The organism is Rhodanobacter sp. TND4EL1 (assembly GCF_054061035.1).
Genome location: NZ_JBSSDT010000001.1, coordinates 831,508 through 855,015, shown reverse-complemented (window position 1 = coordinate 855,015; position 23,508 = coordinate 831,508). Strand labels below are relative to the sequence as shown.

Sequence of the window (23,508 nt, the reverse complement as noted above, 5' to 3'; positions counted from 1 at the left end):
TCGCCGGGGCGTGGTACCAACTCAAGGAAAAATCATGAACTACGCAATTATCGGTTTCGGCAAGATAGGTCAGGCCCTGGCCAGGGCGTTTGCCCGCAACGGCATCGAAGTGTCCGTGGCCACCACCCGTGACCCGGCCAGCTTTGCCTCTGCCGCGGCCGCAATCGGCCCCACGATCATTTCCAAAAAGCTGGCGGACGCGGTCAAGGCGGACATCGTGTTTTTAGCCGTCCGTTTCGAGGCGCACCCGGATGTCGCCAACGCGCTGTCGAACTGGAAGGGCAAGACGATCATCGATGCGATGAACACGTTTGCCGACCCCGTCGACGAGCTTGCCGGCCTGCCGTCCTCGGCCTTCGTGGCCAAGGCCTTCCCCGGCGCCAGGCTCGTGAAGGGCTTCAATCACCTCGCCGCCGGCGTGCTTGCCGAAGATCCGCACGTCAAGGGCGGTCGGCGGGTGGTGTTCCTGTCGAGCGACGACGCAGGCGCGGCGGAGACGGTGGCGGCACTCGCCGAACAACTCGGTTTCGCGCCCGTCCATCTCGGCAAGCTCGGGGAAGGTGGCGCGCTGGTGCAGGCGCGCGGCAAGAGCTGGGGGCCTTTGATCTTCCAGGATCTGTTCAAGAAATCTCCGTGAGCAACGCGAGGCGATCACGGCCTGACCGTGATCGCCCGGTCGCCTGAATCGCGGCTTCGAAAACATCAACCCATCGGCGAGGAAACCTCTGATGTCCAACAAACTCGATCTCTCGAAAGAACTCATCGGCCGCCGTGCCCTGGTCACCGGAGGCACGCGTGGCATTGGCGCGACCATCGCGCAGCGCCTGCTCGATGCCGGCGCCAAGGTCGTCATCGCGGCGCGTACACCCAACGACGACATGCCCAAGGAGGCAACGTTCGTCGCCGGCGACGCCAGCACGAGCGAAGGCGTGAAGGCGATCGCGACGAAGGCGCTCGCCGCGCTCGGCGGTCTCGACATTCTGGTGAACAATGCGGGCGGTTCGGGCGCGTTTCTGGCCGGGTCGTGGACGATTCCCGACCAGGCGTGGCACGACAGCATGGCGCTCAACCTGTTCGCCGCGATCCGCCTGACGAATACCGTGCTCCCGGCGCTGCGGGCGTCGAAGGCTGCCGCCGTCGTGAACCTCTCTTCGGCCGCAGCGACGATGCCGTTCGGCCCCTTTGCGCACTACGGCGCGGCCAAGGCGGCGCTCAATTACTACTCGCGCACGCTGGCGATGGAACTGGCGCCAAGCGGCATCCGGGTGAACGTGGTCTCGCCCGGCGTCATCGCGACGCCGGGTTCCGAGGAGTTTGCCAAGGCGACGCCGGGATTCTCCGCGGAGGATTGGCTGCGGAATATTCCGCTGGGTCGCATCGGTGCCACCGAGGACATCGCCGAGCTGGTCGCACTGCTGGTGTCCGACCGCGGCAAGTTCCTGACCGGCGCGAATTATCCGGCCGATGGCGGCATGACGGCGCGGTGAGGAAGGTGCGCTTTCAGCCCGGTTTCAGCGGCGGGCACGGGCAGAGTTGAGATCGATGACGATGGCAGGGCAACACGTGCCTTTCCCTGTCGAACGGGCTGACCTTGCCGTGGCGTCATCGCGAAGGCAGGGCAGGCGGTCGTTGCCACGCTGGACGATGCGTTGCTATTGAGTCGTGGTCGCCTGGCCATTGCCCGGCGATCGGCGCGGGTGTGTCTTCCCGGTATTGCCGACGGTCAATGCGTCTTGTTGGCGCCAACCTCCCGCGCTGGTTGGGCGATGAACCGGTCACGTTCCGGCAGTATGCGGAGGTAGCCTTCGCCACGCCGTGTGTGGTTGTTGTTTTTCCATCTCCGAGTGCGTGCCTGCTTCAGTCAGCGTCAGGATTCGGGCAAGTCGCTTCGCTGTCATAACCAAGGTAGTAGTAACCCGTCCATACTTGCTGGCTACCGCGCATCACGGTGAAGCGTACCCCTTCACTTGTCATGCACTGGCCAAATGAAAGTGGCTCGACCGCAACCTTGCCGATGATGCCAATGCCGAGGTCGGAAGGAGCGTCGAGCTTCACGACGTAGAACGAGTTTCCGCTTGCCTTGTTCACTTCCTGCCGATCGGACAACAATGCGGGGCAGTTATCCGTGTCAGTCGCCACGCGCAAAACTTCGCCGTGTATGCGCTTCGAATCATGCGATAAATCCACGAGGGTGAAATCGCGCGGCGTGCGCAGGTTACTTCGGGACAGTGCAAGGCAGTTTCCTGCAAGCCAACCGTATATCGCCTCGGATGGGGCCGCCGATTCACGCGAAGTCAAGGCGCAGGAGCTGAGGAGCGTTGCTGCAAGAGCGAGGAAGGAATGTTTCATGTCATCTCCCGTTGTGGGACCAGTGCGGGCGGGCGGTCTTCAGCGCTTGCCCTCCATGGGACTCGCCCACTTCATGCAACCTGGTGTTGGTGTGGAGTTTGACTGGCAAGGCACGTCCACTTCGGTGCCAACCTTGATTTTCACCTTGATGGTGTTCGTCCAGCTGATCATCATGGGGTATGCCGCCTGTGTCATGTGACGGTACGCGCGTTTGCTTGAATCGTGCTTGAGGCAGATCACGCGCGGATGTGTTTGGGCTGAAGATGCGCGGACGACGTCGAGATGGGCCTGACGGTCAGTTCAGTGCGAACCTGCACTTGAAGAAGCGGCAGGCGCCGACGTTTCCGCGGCGGCGCGCTCGGGCGTATCAAGCGGGCACCAGGTCTTGAGGCGCTTGCCCGCCCGGAACAGATCGATGCATTCCCGCACCTCGGCCTTGAAGGCCAGGTCAGGCGTGTCGATCGGGCAACCGTAGGGCAATGGCTTGTCTGCCTTGTAATCCGCGATGCAGGTCGACAGTGGCAGCGACCTGGCTGGATGCGGATCGCCGGCCAGCGGGGGCGGTGGCAGGTTGAGTCGCTCGTCGCGATCCTTCGGCGAAGCCGGCGGGGGAGGTACGCCGCACAGCAAGTTGGAAGCCGTGCTTTTCTTCTTGGGGTCGCAGACGCTTTTGGCGATCGCCTTGATCACGTTGCCTATATGGCGACCGGCCGCACCACCGGCAGTCTCGTTCGGTGGCGGGAAATATTTTTCGAAGCGGGTGGCCTTGTACTGCATCCGATTGCTGTCGTGCTGCATGATCTGACGGTCGTCGGCGGGCTTGACCGGTTTGACCGGAGTGCTGGCGGTCGCCGTCGCGGGCGTGAGTCGCACCGAGCCATCTTTGGCGAACAAACTGAGGGCAGATGGCGTGGCCACGGACGCCGACGGGGCCGGTGCCGGCTGGTGATCCTGCATGACCATTGCGTCACGGCGCGCCCTCTCGTGGGTCACCGGACGAACGCGAGGCATCATGGGAGGCGGCGGGTCGGGCCGTGTGGGTGCCGGCAGCGTCATGGCCTGATCAATCAGGCGGACGGTCAAAGCCTGGGCAAGATCGATATGCGCCACTGCCTCATACGTCGGCTCGGGTTTCATTTCGTACCAGAGCGCCAGCGCAAAGAGGGCGTGGAGCGCCATCACCAAAACCAGCGCGAGTGTCATCCCCGGGCGCGTCAGCGCAGGCTGGTGCCAGGCCCTGCGGCGCAGGCTCTCGCGTGTTTCGCTGTCGAACGGCGCCAGACCGCGCGCACGGTCTCCCTGTTGGTGATCTCGGATCTGCCCGGAATGTTCGATCACACGGCCTCATTCACGCCAGTTGGACCCACGCGCAAATCGCGCAAACCATCAGCGCGCGTTCCGGCCGACCGCGGTAGACAGGTTATTTCACGCAGGGTTCCCTCAACCGCCCAGAGAGGCCGGTCGAGAGGGCTCCGTTCCGCCGCCGATCACCCCTGCAACGCGGCCAGCTGGCTGCGCAGCGACGCCACTTCGGCTGTGAGCTCGGCCACGCGCTGGCGCAGCTGCAGGAGCTCGCTTTGCGGATTGGCGGTGTCGGCAGGCTCGTCCGTCGATAGTTCCCTGGGCTTGCTGCGGGATTCGCGCACGCGCTTCGCCGCCTGTTTCAATTCCTTGTCGCCACCACTCGCCGCCGCGCGTTGTTCGTCGGCCGGCAGGCTGGCGACGGCGGCTGCGGCGTTGATCGAAAGCACACCTGACTTCACCGCTTCCACCACTTCGGGCATGGCCTGCTTGCGAATTTTCTCGATCATGCCGACCTGCGCGTTGCTCAGGCGTGCGGACTTGGCCATGGCCTGGCGCGTGGGTGGTTGCTCCTGCACTTTGTCGGGCACCGGCGAGGAGGTCGACATGGCGGCGTCATCAGCGGGATCTTCCCCGTGCGGGATGGCGGGCAAGGGCGGCAGCTTGCTTGCCGGTATGGCGCGTACCTGCGCACGTCGCTCGGTGAGAATGTCCCGCTTGCGCAGCGCCAGCACGCCGCGCTGGAACACGGACAGGCTGCGCCGGCCCAGGTGCTGGTCGATCATCCACAGGTGCACGTCGTCCATCGAGCGGAAGTTCGGGTGCTGTACGGTCTGAAACGGCAGGTCGTGCTTCTGGCAGATGGTGTACCGGTGATGGCCGTCGATGAGGATGTTGCCCCACAGCACCAGCGCATCGCGGCAGCCTTCGGCGAGGATGCTTCGCTCCAGCGCCTCGTACTCCTCCGGCGTCATCGGTTCGATATAGGCCTTCAGCTCTTCGTTGATGTCGATATCCATGCAGCGCGTATCCAACCATGCAAAGCGGGGACGCATTGTAAGGATCGGCGTCAGCGCTGACAAAAGCGGTCAGCGCAGCGGCACTGGCGTGGACGCCATGGAGCTTTCCACTGCCGTGCCGAACGCAGCCCGCACTGCGGGCGGAGTCGAGGCACGGGCCGTCGAGCAAGTCGCTCCCTGGTGCGTCGATTGTGGCCTTCGGCCCACGCCAGGGACGAACGGCGTCAGGCAAGTGCCGTTCATGCCATCGGTGTCGGGCAAGGTCGCCTTGATCAGACGGCGAACCCGCGGACGCGGTCCAGTTCGCGCCGAGCTGCGTCGCGAGCACCGTCGCTGCGACCCGGGTCATCCCAACACCAGACGGCGATGCAGATGCTGCGCAGGTCGGCATACGTCCGGACCAGCGCCTGATCGGCATCGCCGAAGTGCGGCCACGCGGCGACCGGCAGGCAGGCGATATCGTATTCGCGGGGACCAAGACATGCATCCTCGAAATCCAGCCAGAGTGGTCCGTGTTCGCCGAAGAGGAGATTGCCGAGGTGCGGGTCACCGTGCAGTGGTACCCCATGCCTGGCCGTTTCTTCGACTTTGCGGCGAAGGCGGCTGTATTGCGACTTCAGCAGCTCTCGATCCTGGCTGCCGAGCCCCGCACACGCGGCGTCATCGGTCAGCACCGACCAGCAATGGTCGAGAGCCCCGGTGTACACCGGAAGATTGCCGCGGTAATCCAGCAACGCACGATGGACGGCATCGAGTGAGATGGCGGCCATGGCGGCATCCGCTTCTTCAGCCGCGCGTGCGTGCTCCACGTACGGCCAGAATGTCACGACGCAAGGCGCGCTGACATGCGGGCCCGCCATTTCTTCCAGCGGTGCCAGCGCGGGCGCGCTTCGGCCGGCAAGATGGCGTGCGAGGACAACTTCCCGGGTCGCCGTTTTGCGAGCCGCGCCGATGGGCTCGGACGATTGAACCCGCGCCACGATCTTCAGCGGCGAAACCAGGAACGTGGTGTGATGTGCCGCCTTGAGAGCCGCAAGCGTGACCTCGCCCAGCCCGAGGTCGATGCACATCGTGGAAACCACGGTCATCTCTTCGTCGAGAGTTGCTCTGGCCATGCTCGGAGCCTGCGCCTGACGTGGAGCTTCCGCAATCCACGGATCCGCACGAGGTCCATGGCTGACTGCCGGCTGCTCACGGCGCGAACGAATCCAGACGATGATCTACGCCCCTGAGGTGGCGACTTTCCTCACGCCCGCGGAGAGGTTCAAACGCTCCTCGCCCCTGCCGTCACCAAGCCACCACGTGGCCGCCCGACTCCTTCGCTTGGTAGAGCGCCTGATCCACCCACTGCATCTGGCTGTTTAAGGCAACGCTGATCAAGTATCACCACCGTCACCCACCCTCTCTGTTTGCAGACCACAGGGCCGTCGGCGATGGCAGACTGGCCGTCTGTCGAGGCGACGGACCGAAGGTATGCGAACAGAGAGGATGGGCCTCAACCTGTTGAATTTTAAATGATGAGGTGATGACTGGAAGGCCCGCATGCGATGCCGCGCGGCTTGGCAACACAGCCAGTCTTGCCGGCGCCACGCAACACCACCTGCAGGCCTTCCAGTCATCATGACGGCGGCGATACTTGATCAGCGGTGCCTTAATCCACGTTGCACCGGTATCAGCACCACGAACAGACCCTTGGCCCGAGCAGCGCGATGCGGTCGGTGGGCCGCGACGCAGGACGATGGATCGAGAGGGGTTCAGGCCGGCTTTCAGGCCGGCTGCAGCCATCTTTGTCGCGCTGATATGCCAACCCGTCATACTTGCCTGAATCCAGGAGCAAAGATGGAAACGATCCACGTGGTGCAGCCCTTCGACCGGGTGAAGAATGGCCTGAAGCCGGGCCAGGTCCTGCAGTTCAAAACGGCTGACGAGGCCGCGCGCAGGGCAGGATTGCTGGCTGACAAGCACGCCGGCATCGTCGCTTACAGCATGGACGTGGACGAAGAAAGCGGCGACTACGGCACGCCGCGCGTGCTGTTTCAGTGGGGCGACGTACCCGAGCTTTGATCGCCAAAGCACCGGGTCAGGTTCACGGGATTGTCTGCTGATACCGACGCGGTTGGAGGGGCTCGGGGCGGCTATCATGGCGTCATGTCCAAGCTGCTCATGAACCTGCGTAACGTTCCCGAAGATGAGGCCGACGATGTGCGCGCCATGCTCGACGCGCAGCAGATCGCGTTCTATGAGACCCGACCCAGCATCTGGGGTGTTTCGGCAGGGGGAATCTGGATCACGGAGGATGCGGCCTTCGCGGATGCCAGACGCGCGATGGATGACTACCAGCAACAGCGCGCAACCCGGGTCCGCGCCGAATACGCCGCTGCCAAGCGAGCCGGCACTGCCGACACGTTCATCTCCTTGCTTCGTGCCGATCCGGCGCGCGTCGTGATGAGCCTGTTGGGCATCCTCTTCGCACTGGCTCTGGTGACGCTTCCGTTCTTCCTGTTGCGGTAGAGCCGCAAGCCGGGGAAGCCGGTTGGAGGGTGAGCGAAAGGCAGGTTCACCTCCGACTGTCCGCACAGCCTGCTGCCGGGCGCTCGCGTCTGCTGGTGGAATAATCGGTCACTGCCGCGGACGCGTGGAGGCGCAAGGGAGAGCAGGCGGCAGAGTGCATTTTTCAGCAGCACGATGACTCCTGCTCAGCGGGCCCGACCGATGGCCTCTCGACTGCGTTGCCACGCCGCGAAGGCGGTGGCCCATAGTGTGAAGGCACAGACGGCAGCCACTGCGGCGAGGGTTGAAGGAGTGGGGCATCCCGCGAGCAGGGCAGCCAGGCCGACGACTCCGGCCAGCGTCATCACGGTGGCGGTGATGTCGTAATACGGCGTACGAAACAGCCGAGCCAGTGGGTAAAAATGCAGCCCGACGATGATGGCGATCAATGGCAACAGACCGGACCTCAGGTGGTGGCTGGCCAACAGCAGCGCAGCGAAATTGATCGCAATGACCTCCGCGACGAGGACCGCAATGAAGATGCCTGCGGTGCGTCGCCGCGGCAAGCTGGACGTCTCGGCGGCCTGCTTCAGACCTTGGCTGGAGCGAAGCAGGCAGATGGCCGCGAACAACAGCGCGAGCGTGATCGCGGCGACCAGAAGATAGCCGGCTTCGACCAACGGCAGGGGCGCGTCCCGCAGTGCCGAACCTGCCCACCAGGCACCAAAGCCGGCGAAGGCGAGGATGGCTGCGCCACGGCTGCGCAGGGCGCTCGGCGTGATCGGTGCGGCGTTGTTCGAGAGTGGACTGGAAACAATCATGGGTGTTCCGGAACATGCACGGAAGAGACCGTGGCTTGCCGGCATGATGTCGCTTTTCGCGATGGACGCCTGCTGCATGCCGTCATGCCGGTGTTCTTACATCTGTCACCAGCGGTTGCTCTGGGCGAAAGAGGGACGCAGAACGTTGAATGGCGTTCGATCAACTACCTCGATCCTGGCATGCCGATCACGGCCAGTCTTCGGGCGAGGCGGCATTCGTTGCTGGCATTTGTCGCGGACCGGGTGGAACCTGTCGGCATCGGCGATCCACAACTGACTGGCACAAGGTTGACGCGGGTGGCGTCGCCGTCATGGCTGAAAATCGACCTTCACGCCGGCCTGCCGGCGACCGGCCATGACTCGATCAACAATGTGGGGTTCCGCCGGTAGCTGCAACGAAAAAGGGCCGCGCCGGCCCTTTCTCTTTTTGGCTCGACGACATGGACTCAGTGGTTATTGTCGTCCTTCTTCGGATGCTTGTTGCCCTTCGATGGCGGCGCGCCCTGATGCTGCGCGGCAGCCTGCCGCGGCGGCATCTGTGTCCGGGCAACCGCGTGGATTTGCGGTGGTTGCGGCCTTGCGGCCATCCGCACGCTTTGCATCTGCTGGCGCGGGGCTTGGTATGGCTGTGGCGCAGCCGCGTGCGTGGCAAGGGCGGCCCGGTTCTCCGGTGCCGGGCGCGGTGCTTGTTGCGGTGGAGCTGACGGGCGGGGAACGTCGCGATGGGCCACGGTTGCCTGCGGTCGGGGCATGGCGGTCGGGTGCGGCACTGGCGGCGTGTTGCGCTGGAACGGCCGTGGCTCTGGTGTCTGAACGTTCGCCGCGGCTTGGCTCCGCATGGTTGCCGCCGTGCCGATGTGCCGGTTCCGCACGGGCACCGATCCTACGCGCTCGGCGTGGCTGGGCTGGGCCAGCGGAGCACGCGGCAGGTTGGCCGGAACGCGGGTCCCGGCGCTGGCGGCGGATATTGCCGGTCTGTCGACCCGGGTCTGCCGCAGGCTTTCCGGTGAGCGACCCGGTATCGGTGCGGCCACCGATGGGCGGGCTTGCGCCTGCTGCGGATGGGCGAAGCGGGCCGGCGCGCCCTTGGTCAGCGCGCCGGTGAAGTCCGGTCGTCGCATCGCTTGCGCGGAAGGGAGGTTGGCGTGCGTCACGGTGGGCAGGCGGTGGCTTGCGCCCGCGACCGGCATCATGGGAACGCCCCGCAGCGCCGGGTTGCCGCCAGCCGCTTGTGGCGCCGGATAGGGGCGATTCCAGGTATTGCCGTTGTTGCTTCGGTTGTTCGAATTGTTGCTGCGATTGTTCGAGTTGATGACGCTGTTGTTGATGTTGTTGGTGACGTAGCGGTTGTTGATGGTGGTGGATCGCGATACGTAGACCGTGTTGTTGTGCACCACCGCCGGTCGCTGCCAGCGACCGGCATTGTCTTGATTCCCGCGGTAGCCGCGATCGCGATCGTCGCCATGCCATTGCATGCCCCAACTGTTCCAGCCGTAGTTCGGCTGATCGCGATGTTGATGCTCGAACAGCGACGCGATCACGATGCCGGCGCCGAACGCGATGGCGCCGGTGGCGACCATGTCGCCGGTGCTGTAGCCCGATCGGTCGTAGCGGTAGCTTGGATAAGCCTGCATGTCGTCGCCGTAGACGGTTTCGGGATCGTATTCGGGCACGTAGACGGTATTGGGGTCGGCAGGAAGGATCTCGATGGTCTGCTGTGGCGGCGGCACCACGTCGGGTCCGTTGTACGTGTCTTGCTCGTACGCCTGGTCAGGTGCGGCGGCATAGCTGGCATCAACCGCCGCGGCAGGCTGGTTGACCACCCGCAGCTTTGCCGAGTTGCGCAGGCTGCCATGGCTGGATGCGCGCTGGCGCATCACCTGGATTGCGTTCAACACGTCAGTGGGGTCGTTGGCATAGGCGTTGCCGAGCGCCGTGGTCCACGGGATGTTTTGCGCCATCTGGTCAAGCACTTTGGGGAACACCGTCAGGCCCTTGATGCTCGGATCCCACGGTTGTGGATTGACCGCATCCTGCAGCGCGCTGCCTTGCAGCGACTGGTTCTGTTCCAGAAAACTGTCGGCGGCGGAGACCTGCTCGGGGTAGGTCGAACCCGCCAGCACCTGTGCCACCAGCTTGTCCGGGAACAGCGCGATCGGCGCCACCAATTGATAGAGCTGGTCGGCGGTGGGCGGGACGTATGAGGTCGCCTGCTGCGCCATCGGGGATGGCAGCGCGATGGCCGCCGCGGTTGCCGAACCCGCCGGTGCCGATGTGCTGACCGCCGCCGGCTGCTGGTTGCAGCCAAACAGTGCCGCTGCGCCGGTAAACAGCGCCGCATGCAACGCAACGCCAAGCAAACGTCTGGTGCTCACCTGATTCTCCCGATGGATGGTTACTGCGGCAGTCTGCGTCAAACGGAAGGCGCGGCTGATTATGCGCAGAGGTTCAGGTGCGTCTTCGTAACGGCCGCTAAATAACGCAAATAAAGCAATTCGCCATGCAGATGCTCCAGGCCCGCCTTTGCTCAAAGCGGCGCCAGGCGGCCTTCGGTTCGAGTGGCGTTACCTTGGTGCCGGTTCGTCCTGAGCGGAGGGCGAAGGCCGCTCCCGGGGAGTGCGCGGCCTTGCGGGGTGGCGATGTCGAAGAGGCTGCCGGTGAAGGTGTGGCCGCTTCGCCTGAAGCTGGCAGAGAGGGAGCCAGCTCGCCATGGTTCCCGCTGTCGCTTTCCGGGAGCAGTCGAACTATCCGGTCTTCAACGGCCCGGCGACCTTGTAAGTCGTGAAGATGATGCCGGATGGGAAGGTTTGCGTACGGACGAGTTCGAAAGAGCGTGGCGGCGTTCCTTCGGCAAAAAAACGTTTGCCCGTGCCCAACAGCACCGGATACACGATCAGCAGGACTTCATCGGCAAGACCATGGGCGAGCAGCGGCGATGTCAGCGTGGAGCTGCCGGCGAGGACAAGGTCGGGGCCGTCCTGTGCCTTGATTCGGCGAACGTCCTGGACAAGGTCCGGGCCAACGCCCTCGAACGGACCCCATGCAAGGCTTTCCGGCCGATGGGTGACCACATGTTTGGTGGCCGCATTCAGTCCGTCCGCGATCGGGCTGCCTGGTGCCTTGGGCCAGGAGTTCGACCAGATATCGTAGGTGCGGCGGCCGAGCAGCAAGTCGAAGCTTTCGCCGTACGCGGCGCTCACGGCTTCCCGGCCGGCGGCCGTTCGATAGGGCGCGGTCCAGTCGCTGCAGGGGAAGTTGTCGTCGTCGACGGAGTGCTGGATCACGCCATCCAGCGAGATGTGTTCCATGATTTTCAGTTTTCGCATTGGACTTTCCTGATCGTGGGTTGATGCGTCGATGCTGCAGGCATGGCGAGAAACTCGCGCACTTCGACCGGCGCGCGGCAGGCGGCGACGGCTTTGCGTCCCCACGCCAAGGCCTCGTCCATGTCGGTGGCGTCGAGTATCCAGAAGCCGCCAATGTGCTCCTTGGTTTCGAGGTAGGGACCATCGGTGATGAACGGCTCCGCGCCCGCCTGCTTGCGCAGTGATTTCGCGTGGCGCACCGCTTGCAGGCCGCCGGCGAATAACCTCACGCCGGCAGCTTCCATCTCTTCATTGAGCCGATGGATGTCGCCGATCATGGCTTCGTCTTCAAGTGACGGGTCGTAGTTGTCGGGGTGGTGGATCGCGACCAGATAGTGCGGCATGTCTCTTCTCCAGGCATCTGAGGTCCGTTCACTACCCGACGAACAGCCTGGGCGGATTTCGACAGCCATTCAGAGCCTCGTTCAAAAAAGCCCGACACGAGGTCGGGCTTTCAACACATCCGTTTGCTGGAAAGCTCCGCTGCGTTATTGCTTCATTGCCACGAGAGTGAGCTTGCGGTTACCGGGCTTCTGGGTCTCGACCATCGTGAGGGTCTGGCCATCAGGCGACACCGTCAACGTGGAGACCGAGGTGACTTTGCCACCGTGCATCTGGGTTTCCTGCAGTGCCTTGCCAACCATCTTCACTGCGACCATGTCGGTGCCGGGGTCACCCTTGAAGACAGCTGGCTTTCCGCCAAGCGTGGCCTGGTAGGACTCACCTCGCGGGTTGCTCATGCTCACCGTCTTGCCGTCCACCTTGTAGGTCATCATCAGCATGTCGTCGGAGGCACTCTGGAAGCTAGAGTTCTGCCACGTACCTGCCGCGGCATTGGATCCTGCCGGTGCCTTGCCGATACGCGTCAGCGTTCCCTTGACGGTGGATGAGCCATCAGGCCGCGTATTCACCGATTCAAACGTGGCCGTCTTGCCATCGGGCGCCACGGTGGTGGTCATCTTCTGCACCACGGCGCCGTCCTTCTTGGCGGTTTCGGTGATGGTGTGATCGTTGTCCTCGCTGACGGCGAAGGTGTCCATTCGGGGATGCCCGGTGACAGGGTGATCCATGCCATCGGCCTTGACGTGAATGGGTGGCGTGCAATTGCACGTGAACTCACCGCCTTTCAGGGTGATTATCGTGGGCTTGCCCGATTCGTGCACCTTGCTCACGTCGATCTTCCAGGTGCCGTCGAACGCGCTTTGGGCCATGAGCTGACATGGCAGCAGCAATGCCGCCAGCACGATCCCGCCTATCAATAGCTTTTTCATTGACTGTCTCCCAACTGGTGAGTACCAAGGCTGAGATCTGCCCGAAACGCTGATGTTTCCCCCGAAAATGCCAGACGCTCCCCTGATACGGGCCCCAGCGAGCCGAATCTACTCCCAATGAAGGGGGTGAACATGTGTCTCCCGGGAGCGGGTGTGAAGTGACTTTTCGAGAGTCTTCCTCCTGGCTTGAAGACTGGAGCCGGATGGCGCTCAGTCCTGCAGCCAGCGCATCGCCTGGTCGCGTTCGTCGTAGTCGAATTTGCGGACCTTGGCCAGCATCAACGGATCAAGCACGTGGTCGGCGAACGTGCCCATGGGGCTGTTGGTGACCAAGGCGATCTTGCGGATCTTGTCGTGCACGCGGTTGACGAACTTCAGGTGAGCGAACAGCGCGCCGATGCTCTGCCAGCCGGGGAAGCGCCGGCTGTGAATCAGGATGCCGCGAAGCTGGTCATGGTCGGCGAGGTAGTCGCCGATCGTCTTGCCGACCGCTTCGAAATCGTCTTCGCTGAGCGCCTTGTCTGCGTCCGGTTCCAGCACCAGGATGCCGTCGCCATCCAGGGTCACGCCGATGCGCGCGCGGTCGTGTTCGCAGACCCAGTCCCGGGCAGCGGCGAAGTCACCGCTGTCGAAATGCCGCAATTCACCGGGCGAAAACAGTCGGAACAGCTTGATGGCGTTCTCCAGCCACGGGATGTCGCTGACGATCGCCATGCGCGCCCAATGGCCGATCTTGCCAAGGCCCAGCCGCAAGTCCTGCCACACCGCGCCAGCCTCCATGCCTTTCCATTCGCCATCGATGCAGCACAGCAAGTCGAGCTTCGGATGCGTTTCCAGTTTCTCGTTGACCAGCGGGATGAGCTGTTTCTCGTAATCCTCCGCGCGCAACTTGTCGTTGATTCTGATACCGATCACGTGGTCCGGAAGCCCTTCGATCATGGTCAACATGCTGATGTCCCTCCGTTATGCGCTGGACTGGATGCCGCGAACTGTTGAACGAGCAGTGTACTGCGTCAAATCCGGGCCAACTCGGCGTGCACATCCCGCAGCGGCTGTTTCAGGGCGGGGGATGACGAGCGTCAGCAGGGTCACTCCGATCGGGCCAGAGTGGAACTTGCCCGGAACTGTCGCCCTGCTGTTCGTGTGGCGCGTAGCTGGTAAAGGCGCAAAGGCATGACACCGCAACTTCGCGAGTCAGGCGCCCACGGCCTGCCCGGGGCGGCGATTTGCAACATGCGGTTTGGGTGGCTGTTGGCCAACGGAACCTGAATCCCGGTCTGCCGAAGCCTGCTTTCCCCGTGGATCTCGCACGGAAAGTGAACCTGATCCCGTTCTGGCCCTCAGCACCCGCCGTAAACTCGTGATCAACCCACAAAGTCGACGCACTCGTGCGTGACCTGTCTCAACGGGATCGCCTTCCTGCGAAGACGGGTTCGGGGAGCACGGTTCGACCCGGCGCAGGTGTCGACGGGAGCGTCGGGCGCACATCCAGCGTGTGTCGGGAATCGATCGGCGCGTGCGTGCGGGGAGCAGTGAAGGGAAGACCGTTATTTCGGTTGATCGTCTGTCGTGTTCATGCCCACAGGGCAAGGGAGAAATCCATGTCGTTTTCAAATCATGCCGGTCTGTATCGGCGTATGGGCGTGCCTGCCGTTCGCGTGGGCACGGTCTTGTTCGCACTCGGGCTGAGCCTGCCGTTGTGTGCGCAGCAATCGCCAGCCAAGGCAGGGCAAGCCAGCAAGGAGAACATCACGACGCTGGGCGATGTGCAGGTGATTGGCTCGCGCGCCAAGGCGCGGACGGCGGCCGAATCGGTGGCGCCGGTGGACGTGCTCAGTGGCGAGCAGCTGCGCAATTCCGGTGTCACGGAAGTCGGGCAGGCGCTGCAGTTGCTGGAGCCCAGCTTCAATTTTTCGCAGACCTTTGTCAGTGACGGCGAAGACGCCGTCCGTCCGGCGACGTTGCGCGGGCTGGATCCGGATCAGGTGCTGGTGCTGGTCAACGGCAAACGTCGCCATCAGCAGGCATTGGTGAACGTGCAGCAGGATATTGGCCGGGGATCATCCGGTACCGACATCAACGCCATTCCGATCGCCGCCGTCGAGCGCATCGAGGTGCTGCGCGATGGTGCGGCCGCACAGTATGGCTCCGATGCCATCGCGGGCGTGATCAACATCGTGTTGAAGAAACAGGTCGGTGAAACGTACGTTTCGCTGGATGGCGGGAAAACCTATGCCGGCGACGGCCTGGTGCGGCATGGCAGCGTCAATACCGGCGTGGCCTTGGGCAAGGACGGCGGCTACCTGAACCTCACGGCGGAATACGGCAAGCGCGGTGGCACCAATCGTGCCGGTCCGAACACGCTGCTGGATCCTCCGCGCGTGGTTCTGAAGCTGGGCGACGCGAACGTGACAAATGCCTACTTCTGGCTCAATGGCGGGCTTCCTGCGGGCGCCGGCGAGCTTTACTGGTTTGGCGGTGTGTCCAGGCGCCATACCCGTTCATCCGGCTTCTTCCGAGGCTCGCCGGACAACCGCACGATCCCGGAGCTGTATCCGGACGGGTTCCTGCCAACCATCGCCACGACGATCAAGGATGCCTCGCTGGTCGTGGGCTACCGCATGCCTCTGGGTGGCAACTGGCAGGGCGACCTGTCGGCAAGCCGCGGGCGCAACCAGATTCGTTTCAACGAGTCGAACTCAGCCAACGTCAGCTGGTGGTATGAGCCCCGGACCGGGGGCGGCATTTATGGTGACTCGCCGACCCATGCGGATACCGGCGCGCTCGCACTCAACGAGACCAGCTTCAATCTGGATGTTCACGGCCCGATTCCATGGGGCGTCGGCGATGACGTGTTGAACGTGGCTACTGGGCTGGAATGGCGCAAGGACAGCTACATCATCAGCGCCGGCGATCCGGTGTCCTACACCTATGGTCGCGCCGACGATCGCAATATCCCGATATACGGACCGCTGGGGGACATCGCACAGCCCGGCATGCAGGGCTTTCCGGGCTGGTCGCCGAACCTGGCGATCCACGGTGGGCGTCACAATCTGGCGTTCTATGGTGAAGCGGATTCACAGATTACCGGGCGTCTGTTCGTCGGCGCCGCCGCGCGTTTCGAGAAGTATTCGGACTCCGGCAATACCACGACCGGCAAGCTCTCGGCGCGGTTCGATGCGACCGACACGTTTGCCGTGCGCGGAACGATTGCCACGGGTTTTCGCGCACCGGGCGTGCAACAGGAGTTCTATGCCCAGCGCTCGACGAACCTGAGCCCGAGTGGCGTGTTGGTCGATACGCTTACCGCACGTGCCAACAGCGACGTGACCCGCGCATTCGGCATTCAGCCGCTGAAGCCGGAAACTTCCCGGAGCGGAACGCTGGGGTTGGTGTACAACCCGGGGCACGAGTTCACGGCGACGGTCGACGTGTTCAAGATCGATATCGATGATCGCATCATCTTCTCCAGCAACATCGTGCCGGAGACCACGGGTACCGATGGCTTGCCGTGCTCCGCGGGGAATGCGAACTGTCCGATCGCCGCGATTCTGCAGCCGTTTGGCGTGGGCCAGGTGATCTTCTTCACCAACGCGGTCAATACCAGCACGAAGGGCGCGGATGTGGTGGTGACGAAGGGTTACACGCTCGCCACCAGCCGGCTGGATCTTACCGCGGCGCTCAACTACAACGAGACCACCGTCACCAAGCGCAAGTCGCAGTCCGCCATCTTGCCGCCCTCGGCCCTGTTCGACGATACGCAGGTCAGGTTGGTGGAGCATGGCAAGCCGCGCGTTCGCGGTACCTTGCAGGGCGTATACCGCACCGGCGCGTGGGACTGGACGCTGCGCGAAAACTACTATGGTCCCGTCAGCGGCGACGGCTACACGCCGGGGCAGGTCATGACGTGGAGTGGCAAGGCACTGACTGACATATCGGTAGGCTACCGATTCTCCCCCGCAGTGCAGCTGACAGTGGGTGCGAACAACGTGTTCAACACCTACCCGGATCGCTGGGACGAGAAGACCGGCTATCCGTTTCCCCAGATGGGCTTCAAATATGGCTGGGAGACGCTGCCGTTCGGCATCAACGGCGGTTACTACTACGCCCGCCTGAACATCCAGATCTGAAGGGCTTGAGTCGTCACGCGGCGTCAGGGATCGCCGGGTTGGATATCGACTTGCTTGCCTCGGCCGCACGATGTGGCCGGGGCAAGCGCAAGCCGGACAATCACGCCGAATATCTGGATGGCTTGAGCCGATCCGTCCCGGCTCTGGTCTCGCCGCAACGTGCCTGGCTCAGGTCATGTTTCGCGACTGAAATAGAAACCGAAATAGCGGTCGAGCGAGCGGTCGGGTCGGGATGGGATCGTGCAGCTGCGAAGCGGGTTCTCCCAGCGATCCTGCATGACATAGCCCAGTGCCTTCAGGCCGTCGACAAACTCCCGTTCGGCGGTAATGCGGTAGGGACAGCATGCCGTGCCGATGTTCTGAACCGTGAAATAAGAGGCGGAGGTATGGATCGGCACCGAGTTCAGCAGCAGGTACCTGGGCAGATGTTGCAGATTGCCGAGCAGGTCGGCCAGCGTGTACTCGAGATACTGGAGTGACCCGGCGGCGAAGAGGATGTCGACGCCGTTGGCGCTATCGGGGTTTTCCGTGAAGGTGAGCCGCTGGCGCCCATCGTGCTCCCTGGCCCAGACCTCGCCAGCGGTATTGACCGCCGGCACGTCGAGCACGCACCAGCGGATGGCCTCCGGATACTCCAGATAGCGCTGATAGGCATAGTAGGCGAGACCGATATGGCCGCCCAGGTCAAACACCGAGGCGCTTCCGGTCTCGAACAGTTTGGACATCCACAGCATGATCGGGTAGTCGTTGATGAAAACGCGACGGGTGCGCTCTCGATACAAATCGGCCGAATCCGCGTTGTCGTAACTGGCCGAGCGCGCGGACGGCACACTGGCCAATGCCTCGGCAAAACTGTCGTACACGCCGCGGTACAGATCCCTCATCAAGGAGGTATCCGCGAAGAACTGGCGGGCATAGCGGGCGTCGCGCCATCGTCGGATCCACGGCAGTTCGGCGGCACGTTCCCCTACAGTTCGAATCGTGGGTTGCATTCCCATGGCGACTGTCTCCCTTCGTCGGGTGTTGCTTCGTGCAACGATCAGTCGGCAGCCGCGCCTGCGAGATGAATGTCGCGACAAGTCAGGGTGCTGCCGGCCGGCTCAAGAGTCGTTCAAGCAACCAATGAGCGGAATATGCAGCAAGTCGGGAGACGGGGAGTTAAATTCGTGCGAACCCGGTCCGATCGTCCAGGGCTTCTCAGAAGAGGTGCTGCCGATAAAATTGTTCGAGCTGTCGATAGACGTCCGGAAGGTGTTCGCGCAGGGTTGCCGGGCCCTCGAAGAATTGTTCGCTGGCCACCGCGAAGAATTCGGCCGGACTTTCGAGCGCATACGGGTCGATCGGCAGCTCGCCGCCGTTGCGCTGCTCGTCCTTCAGGCGATCCCATGCGCTCGAGAAAACGCGCGACCACACGCGGCGATCCATCCGCCGGTGCAGTGGCGGAAAGCCATTGGCATCGCCATTGAGCATGTCCAGCTTGTGCGCCATTTCGTGGATGACCACGTTGTGTCCGGGCTTGTTGTCGATGTTCAGCACGTCCGCCAACGACAGGATCACCGGTCCACGTCCCCAGGCCTCACCGGCCATCATCGTGTTGGTCTGGTGAACCACACCCGCCGCGTCCGTTTGCGGGCGGCGTGGAATGAACGCGTCCGGGTACACGATGATGCTGTGCCAACCGTCGTACCAATCCATGCCCAGTTTCAGGATGGGTACGCAGGCATGCGCCGCGATCAGGACCCGGTCGGCGTCCTCAAGCTGCAGACCCTTGGTCGGCTCCAGCGACTTGCTCTCCAGGAACAGGGTGGCCAGCACGCGCAGCGTGGCCTGATCCGAAGCGCCCAGTCGGCGCGCCGCGGTGCAGCGTCGCAGGGCGTTCCGCCAGAGTGACTCGTCGAGTGGGTGCCGGGCGACGATGCGCCGATCACGCCAGTGTCTGATTTTGTCGAACATGGCCACATGCTGGATAGGTCGTAGTGTCAACAGCATCTGGGCCGAAGGGGGCTTTCTCAAGAGACACGGTGCCAGCCGTTGGTCGCATCAGGGCGCGAAGGCAATCGAACCATCGTCAGGTGAGCGCCTTCGATTTCGCACCCGTTCGCGATTGCGCAGTCGAGTCGGCAGGCTGCCTGGCACGCAGTCACCGACGTGGCTTGGCGGCCGTGGGCGAATGCAGGTCCGACCCCGTGGCTGCGGTCAACGTCTGGAAGGCCTGCATGATCTGCTCCGGCGAAAAGCCGCAATGACCTTCGCCGGTTGACGACAGCACGGTCGGTGGCAGTCCATGCGCAGCCCGCACCATGGCCGGATACACCGACTGATAGCGCGCGATGATCAGTGGATCATGATGGTTGTACTGCAGAACCAGCGGCTTGCGGATCTTGCCGCTAAGCGAGGTAGCTTCGGCGAGGTAATGCATCGCCTGCGGGTCGCCTGTGTAGCGGTGCGCGCCGCGATTGAATGCCGTGTCGTCACCGAAGCCGACGTACGTCGTCGCGCGGTTGTCGACCGGCATGCCCTTGGCGCGAACCTGCATCTGGTGCAGGACCAGGTAGTGCACGCCGATGGCACCCGCCAGTTGCTCGCGCGATACCTGTGCATGCCTTGCAAGGAGCCGTGCGGCGTCTTCGTTCGTTTTCAGCGCGGCATCGACGGCATGCATCACTTCCATTTGGCCCAGCGCTGGCGCCACGGGATCGGCGAGACCACCCGGCGGCAGCTCGGCCGTGTGGGGAAAGAAGTAGTCGAACGCCACAAGCGAGGTCAGCAGGTCATCGAACACCTGCTTGCCCGGCAGGTTGGCGCCGCACAGGGAAAGCGCACCATCGTAATGCGCGCCATCGCGTTCCAGGCTGCTCAGCACCACGTAGCCGCCCATGGAGAAGCCGACAAGATAAGTGCGCCCGGGCTTGCCATGCTTCTTTTCGAACCACTCGCGCAAGCGTTCGTTGTCGCGCAATGCGTCATCCACCGCCCAGCCCTGCGAGGCATAGCTGCTCTGCGCGACCGCATAGCCGCTCGCGAGGAACAGCGGTGCTTCATCGCCGATCGGCTTTGGCGTGGGTCGCGGCAGGCCAATCGGTTCGAAGCCGTGCAGCAACAGCACCAGATCGCCGTTCCATTTCGCCGGAATGTCGACCCGGTAGGGTGCACCTTGCAGGACGCCGGTAGCCACCAACGGAGGGGATGTCGGGTTGCGTACGGCGGGGGCTTGGCGTGCATTTGCCGAACCCATTCCGAGACTCAGGAAGACTGCCGCTACCGTTACCAACGCGCGACGGGATTGCCGGATCATCGAAGCATCTCCTTGCTTTGGTGGGTCGGCTGACTGTCAACGATGCTGAGCAACAACGCAACAAAAGGTTGTTCCGTGGCGTCGCGAGGGTTGGCCGGATGGCGGAAGAAGGCCACGCCAGGACCAACGGCATCAGGTGGGGAAACGCGTGGCTGGTCTTTCCGGTCAGGTGAGCTGCGATCGGCAAGCAGGGAAGGGGCGCCTGCATGCGTGCCAACTCGGCCGGGATGCCCGGGGTGGGCATGACGAAGGCGGCCACGGCCGCCTTCGTCATCGAACCGGTGGCGCGGATCAGGCGGCGATCGCCGGAGCCATGCCGGGTACGGTGTCGTCGTCACACACATCGCGCCACAGGTAGTACATCACTCCGAACATGACCGCGAACATCACCAGCAGCAAGGCGATGTAAAGAGGAACGAGCAGCACGAGTACCACCCATGCGCCGATGAGCTTGCCCAGCAGCGAGAGCGCGATGGCCACGATCGCAAAACCTATGGCCACGGCAATCCACACCAGGATCAGGCTCACCGCGAACACGATCAGCGGGAGCAGGTTCTTCAGCGCACCTTTCACGCCGTCGCCGATGGCGCCAGGAACGCTGCGACGACCGAGGGCGACCTGGCCGAAACTGATCGCGTAGAAGCCCATCATGAAAAGGCCGAACACCATGCACAGTGCCATCACCACTCCGAACCCGCTGGGCAGGCCTGGTGGCGGCTGATGGTTGGCTTGCGCGGCCAGTGCCTGCATGTACCAGCTGGCGATGCCGCTGCCGGTGGCCAGGATGATGATTCCGATCAGCGCGACATAGATCACGAGCACGGCCAGTCCAAAGCCGATCAGTCGCAACGCTTCACCTTGCCGATAAGGTTTGAAGATGTCGCGGGCGCGGCTCGGCAGCTCGCGCTCGGCCGCATCAATCATCTGCAGATAGCCTGCATAGAGCGGTATCAGCAGCAGCCCGAACAGCATCGAGATCGCCATGATCCAGATCGAGGTGGCTGGACTCAGCGGTGTTCCCGTGCGCAACGCGTTGAGTTGCAACGGCAGGGAAATCAGTGATGGCAAAAAGCACGCCAGCGCCAGAATGGCCGATCCTCCGAACAATGATTTTGGATGGCGAAACGCCACGCTGATGCCGCGCTTGAGCCAGCCAAAGCCGGCCAAGGGTCCCCTGGATCGTGTCGTCATGCGATTGCTTCCCTGAATACCGGCGCCCCCGCGCCGTGCCGTGCGAGCATAGCGGGAAGCGCTTGCGGCGTGGCGCGGAAAAAGTCGGAAGCAGACACAGAAGCAGGGAATCCAGCTCTGATCGTGCTTGGACAGGATGCGCCGCCGAGTGTGGCCAGCTTTCGCCGAAATTTCTTTCGATTCCGCCTGCCTCAAAGTCGCGGTCACTCCAAGGCTCAACCAGCTCTGGCCGAGGCGTCGATGCGGGAACGGCAAGGAAGTCAGCAGTCAGTGCGACTTTTGTTCGATCGCGGAGCGGGCGTGGCAGGCACTATCTGAAGCTGGATCGGAACGCGTCCCGCCAGATATTGCGAGTCAGCCACTGACGCCGAACAGCGTGCCGATGCCGGCAGTGACAGCCATCGCCAGTGCACCCCAGAACGTGATGCGCATCGCGCCGGTGCCGATGTTCGCACCACCGGCTCGTGCCGCCAGCGCACCGAGCAGTGCCAGAAACACCAGTGAGGTGGCGAACACCAACGGCAACAGCAGAGCGACGGGGGCCAGTGCGACCACCAGCAGCGGCAGGGCGGAACCCACGGCGAAACTCAGTGCCGACGCGCCGGCGGCCTGCAGCGGTCGGGCCTTGAACGCTTCGGTGATGCCGAGTTCGTCGCGCGCGTGGGCATCCAGCGCGTCATGCGCCATCAGTTGCTCGGCTACCTGCCGGGCCAGCGCCGGTTCCAGTCCACGACCCACGTAGATCGCAGCCAGTTCGTGGTGTTCGGCCTCCTGATCGGTCTGCAGTTCATGGTGTTCGCGTTCCAGCTCGGCACGTTCGCTGTCGGCCTGCGAATGCACTGACACATACTCGCCAGCGGCCATCGACATGGAGCCCGCCACCAGCCCGGCGATGCCGGCGATCAGGATGTTCTGCCCAGCGGCATGGGCGGCAGCCACGCCCAGCACCAGGCTGGCGGTGGAGACGATGCCGTCGTTGGCGCCCAGCACGGCCGCGCGCAACCAGCCCATGCGGCCCGTGCGATGTCTTTCGTGGTGGCGGCGATGCACGTGGAAGTCCCTGCAGGAGTCAGAACATCAAAGTGGCGCGCGGGCGGTGTGGTCGGCGCTCAGAGCATCCGCTTCAGCGTGTTGTCGCGCCGACCGAAGTGATGCCAGAACGCGGCCAGGATGTGCAGCCCGATCACGTAGTAGAAGATCGTGCCGAGGGTGCTGTGGATGTCCTCGAACTGATGCGACAGCACCCGATCGGGCATGCTGACGAACGAGGGCAGCAAGGTCATGCCGAACAGGGTGACCGGCTTGCCGCCGATTTGCAGCGTGATGATGCCGAGGATCGGCTGGATCAGCAGAAACAGGTACAGCGCGACGTGGGTGATGCTGCCCATCAGCTCGATCCAGCGTGGCGGCGGGGGTGCAATTGGTGGGCGGCCATTGCGCAGGCGCAGCAGCAGTCGCGGCAAGATCAACAGCAAGACGGCCAGTCCGGCGGTGTAATGCGCCGCCAGCACGTTGCCCCGGGTGGCACTCCCTTTGGGAAACTGCCCGAACAGGTTGATGCAGATATAAGCGAGCAGGACCAGCGCGAATATTGTCCAGTGCATCCAGCGGGCAGAGGCCGTATAGCGTGTCGAGGGTTCGATCGGTGCCATGAATCAGCTCCTGCATGGGAATTGCCAGCAAAGGAATCGAGGGCGCGACGGGTGATCTGTCCGTTGCCGGGCGGTCACGCCGGATATTGTGTGCGCCTTGGCAGACGAAGGACGAAATGCTTCTCGTCCTGCATCGACGACAAGTTCGGCGGCGGTCCCGGTTGTGGCTGCCCTGGCGCACGCGGCAGTGCAGCTCGATCACCGGATGCCACTCACTGGTGGCTTTCCCCGTGGACGGCGCGTGAACGTGACTTGCCGCTGTTTGCCTGAGTGCATCATGGTGCCCGGCGTAAGGAGTGGGATGAGTCCGACAAGCTGCCGCGATGTGCCTGCAACAACAATCAGCCCAGCGCCATCCTCCCCCGACCGCCTTGCGCGCGCGGCGACTCAGCGGCAGGTGCTTGTCGTTGATCGCGGGCGCATGCTGTTCATCTGGTGAGGCGGTCACGCTCGTGGGCGTGCGTGGCACGGCCTGCTTTGCACTGCTTCTGCGCGCGTATCCGAACAAGGATGCCGAGGCCGTGCCTGATCAGGGCCGGGTCGGCATGGACGGTTTTTATCTGCTGGAACTGTTTGGCCGGGGCGAGTCGTCGGGTCACCGCGACCAGCAATAAAGCTAGACT

At 63.4% G+C, this 23,508-nt stretch carries 24 protein-coding genes; 8 read left to right on the top strand and 16 right to left on the bottom strand.

Translation table 11 applies throughout. The features are described 5' to 3' along the window. Positions 1 to 34: 34 nt before the first annotated feature. Both ACVWWQ_RS03975 and ACVWWQ_RS03970 read left to right on the top strand, forming a co-directional pair. Positions 35 to 637, top strand: a complete 603-nt coding sequence (locus tag ACVWWQ_RS03975; RefSeq protein WP_133949809.1) for an NADPH-dependent F420 reductase — start codon at positions 35 to 37, stop codon at positions 635 to 637. A gap of 91 nt (positions 638 to 728) precedes the next feature. Further along, positions 729 to 1,487: an oxidoreductase gene (locus tag ACVWWQ_RS03970; RefSeq protein ID WP_133949811.1), complete on the top strand. Its 759-nt coding sequence runs from the start codon at positions 729 to 731 to the stop codon at positions 1,485 to 1,487. 370 nt (positions 1,488 to 1,857) lie between these two features. On the opposite strand, the gene ACVWWQ_RS03965 is transcribed toward ACVWWQ_RS03970, so the two are convergent. Then, entirely contained in the window at positions 1,858 to 2,349 is a 492-nt protein-coding gene (locus tag ACVWWQ_RS03965) for a hypothetical protein (protein ID WP_133949813.1), read from the bottom strand. On the opposite strand from ACVWWQ_RS03965, the gene ACVWWQ_RS03960 reads away from it, so the two are divergent. After that, positions 2,348 to 2,548: a hypothetical protein gene (locus tag ACVWWQ_RS03960; RefSeq protein ID WP_133949815.1), complete on the top strand. Its 201-nt coding sequence runs from the start codon at positions 2,348 to 2,350 to the stop codon at positions 2,546 to 2,548. The two genes, ACVWWQ_RS03965 and ACVWWQ_RS03960, sit on opposite strands and share 2 nt — an antisense overlap. 101 nt (positions 2,549 to 2,649) lie before the next feature. Here ACVWWQ_RS03960 and ACVWWQ_RS03955 read toward each other — a convergent pair whose 3' ends face one another. The 3 genes from ACVWWQ_RS03955 to ACVWWQ_RS03945 form a co-directional block, all read right to left on the bottom strand. After that, the gene (locus ACVWWQ_RS03955; RefSeq protein ID WP_457383303.1) at positions 2,650 to 3,528 is read right to left on the bottom strand and encodes a hypothetical protein; all 879 of its coding nucleotides are present in this window, start codon (positions 3,526 to 3,528) and stop codon (positions 2,650 to 2,652) included. Positions 3,529 to 3,836: 308 nt separating this feature from the next. Next, entirely contained in the window at positions 3,837 to 4,670 is an 834-nt protein-coding gene (locus ACVWWQ_RS03950) for a plasmid replication/partition related protein (protein WP_133949817.1), read from the bottom strand. 272 nt (positions 4,671 to 4,942) lie between these two features. Beyond that, positions 4,943 to 5,758 carry an aminoglycoside phosphotransferase family protein gene (locus tag ACVWWQ_RS03945; protein ID WP_166669737.1) on the bottom strand — a complete coding sequence of 272 codons (816 nt, stop codon included), beginning with the start codon at positions 5,756 to 5,758 and terminating at the stop codon, positions 4,943 to 4,945. A 751-nt stretch (positions 5,759 to 6,509) separates the two neighbouring features. Here ACVWWQ_RS03945 and ACVWWQ_RS03940 point away from each other — a divergent pair. Together ACVWWQ_RS03940 and ACVWWQ_RS03935 are read left to right on the top strand one after the other, a co-directional pair. After that, a complete protein-coding gene (locus ACVWWQ_RS03940; RefSeq protein ID WP_133949821.1) occupies positions 6,510 to 6,734 on the top strand; it encodes a hypothetical protein in 225 nt (74 codons plus the stop codon). Positions 6,735 to 6,818: 84 nt separating this feature from the next. After that, complete coding sequence (locus ACVWWQ_RS03935) at positions 6,819 to 7,181, top strand: DUF6164 family protein (RefSeq protein WP_133949823.1); 363 nt, start codon at positions 6,819 to 6,821, stop codon at positions 7,179 to 7,181. A gap of 185 nt (positions 7,182 to 7,366) precedes the next feature. Here ACVWWQ_RS03935 and ACVWWQ_RS03930 read toward each other — a convergent pair whose 3' ends face one another. Beyond that, complete coding sequence (locus ACVWWQ_RS03930) at positions 7,367 to 8,059, bottom strand: hypothetical protein (RefSeq protein ID WP_133949825.1); 693 nt, start codon at positions 8,057 to 8,059, stop codon at positions 7,367 to 7,369. A gap of 6 nt (positions 8,060 to 8,065) precedes the next feature. On the opposite strand from ACVWWQ_RS03930, the gene ACVWWQ_RS03925 reads away from it, so the two are divergent. Continuing rightward, the gene (locus ACVWWQ_RS03925; protein WP_133949827.1) at positions 8,066 to 8,371 is read left to right on the top strand and encodes a hypothetical protein; all 306 of its coding nucleotides are present in this window, start codon (positions 8,066 to 8,068) and stop codon (positions 8,369 to 8,371) included. Between the two features lie 56 nt (positions 8,372 to 8,427). On the opposite strand, the gene ACVWWQ_RS03920 is transcribed toward ACVWWQ_RS03925, so the two are convergent. The 5 genes from ACVWWQ_RS03920 to ACVWWQ_RS03900 form a co-directional block, all read right to left on the bottom strand. Next, the gene (locus ACVWWQ_RS03920; protein WP_208321607.1) at positions 8,428 to 10,356 is read right to left on the bottom strand and encodes a DUF3300 domain-containing protein; all 1,929 of its coding nucleotides are present in this window, start codon (positions 10,354 to 10,356) and stop codon (positions 8,428 to 8,430) included. A gap of 369 nt (positions 10,357 to 10,725) precedes the next feature. Then, entirely contained in the window at positions 10,726 to 11,307 is a 582-nt protein-coding gene (locus ACVWWQ_RS03915; protein WP_133949829.1) for a dihydrofolate reductase family protein, read from the bottom strand. Further along, positions 11,295 to 11,690: a YciI family protein gene (locus ACVWWQ_RS03910; RefSeq protein ID WP_133949831.1), complete on the bottom strand. Its 396-nt coding sequence runs from the start codon at positions 11,688 to 11,690 to the stop codon at positions 11,295 to 11,297. The genes ACVWWQ_RS03915 and ACVWWQ_RS03910 overlap by 13 nt, the downstream gene beginning before the upstream one ends. Before the next feature lie 144 nt (positions 11,691 to 11,834). Then, a complete protein-coding gene (locus ACVWWQ_RS03905) occupies positions 11,835 to 12,617 on the bottom strand; it encodes a hypothetical protein (RefSeq protein WP_457383302.1) in 783 nt (260 codons plus the stop codon). A gap of 210 nt (positions 12,618 to 12,827) precedes the next feature. Beyond that, on the bottom strand, positions 12,828 to 13,565 hold the full coding sequence (locus ACVWWQ_RS03900; RefSeq protein ID WP_133949833.1) for a SpoIIAA family protein: 738 nt from the start codon (positions 13,563 to 13,565) through the stop codon (positions 12,828 to 12,830). A 653-nt stretch (positions 13,566 to 14,218) separates the two neighbouring features. Here ACVWWQ_RS03900 and ACVWWQ_RS03895 point away from each other — a divergent pair. Continuing rightward, the gene (locus tag ACVWWQ_RS03895) at positions 14,219 to 16,747 is read left to right on the top strand and encodes a TonB-dependent receptor (RefSeq protein WP_208321608.1); all 2,529 of its coding nucleotides are present in this window, start codon (positions 14,219 to 14,221) and stop codon (positions 16,745 to 16,747) included. 173 nt (positions 16,748 to 16,920) lie between these two features. On the opposite strand, the gene ACVWWQ_RS03890 is transcribed toward ACVWWQ_RS03895, so the two are convergent. From ACVWWQ_RS03890 to ACVWWQ_RS03865, 6 genes are all read right to left on the bottom strand, one after another. Further along, on the bottom strand, positions 16,921 to 17,631 hold the full coding sequence (locus tag ACVWWQ_RS03890) for a TIGR04325 family methyltransferase (RefSeq protein ID WP_166669738.1): 711 nt from the start codon (positions 17,629 to 17,631) through the stop codon (positions 16,921 to 16,923). Between the two features lie 313 nt (positions 17,632 to 17,944). Beyond that, positions 17,945 to 18,700 (bottom strand): M90 family metallopeptidase, encoded by a 756-nt coding sequence (locus ACVWWQ_RS03885; RefSeq protein ID WP_133949837.1) that lies wholly within the window; start codon positions 18,698 to 18,700, stop codon positions 17,945 to 17,947. A 187-nt stretch (positions 18,701 to 18,887) separates the two neighbouring features. Next, a complete protein-coding gene (locus ACVWWQ_RS03880) occupies positions 18,888 to 20,042 on the bottom strand; it encodes an alpha/beta fold hydrolase (RefSeq protein ID WP_133949839.1) in 1,155 nt (384 codons plus the stop codon). A 291-nt stretch (positions 20,043 to 20,333) separates the two neighbouring features. Next, positions 20,334 to 21,233: a hypothetical protein gene (locus ACVWWQ_RS03875; RefSeq protein WP_133949841.1), complete on the bottom strand. Its 900-nt coding sequence runs from the start codon at positions 21,231 to 21,233 to the stop codon at positions 20,334 to 20,336. 354 nt (positions 21,234 to 21,587) lie between these two features. Then, complete coding sequence (locus tag ACVWWQ_RS03870) at positions 21,588 to 22,244, bottom strand: VIT1/CCC1 transporter family protein (protein WP_208321621.1); 657 nt, start codon at positions 22,242 to 22,244, stop codon at positions 21,588 to 21,590. A gap of 98 nt (positions 22,245 to 22,342) precedes the next feature. Next, complete coding sequence (locus tag ACVWWQ_RS03865; protein WP_133949845.1) at positions 22,343 to 22,885, bottom strand: cytochrome b; 543 nt, start codon at positions 22,883 to 22,885, stop codon at positions 22,343 to 22,345. A gap of 401 nt (positions 22,886 to 23,286) precedes the next feature. Here ACVWWQ_RS03865 and ACVWWQ_RS03860 point away from each other — a divergent pair, with 401 nt between their 5' ends. After that, complete coding sequence (locus tag ACVWWQ_RS03860) at positions 23,287 to 23,499, top strand: hypothetical protein (RefSeq protein ID WP_133949847.1); 213 nt, start codon at positions 23,287 to 23,289, stop codon at positions 23,497 to 23,499. Positions 23,500 to 23,508: the final 9 nt, after the last annotated feature.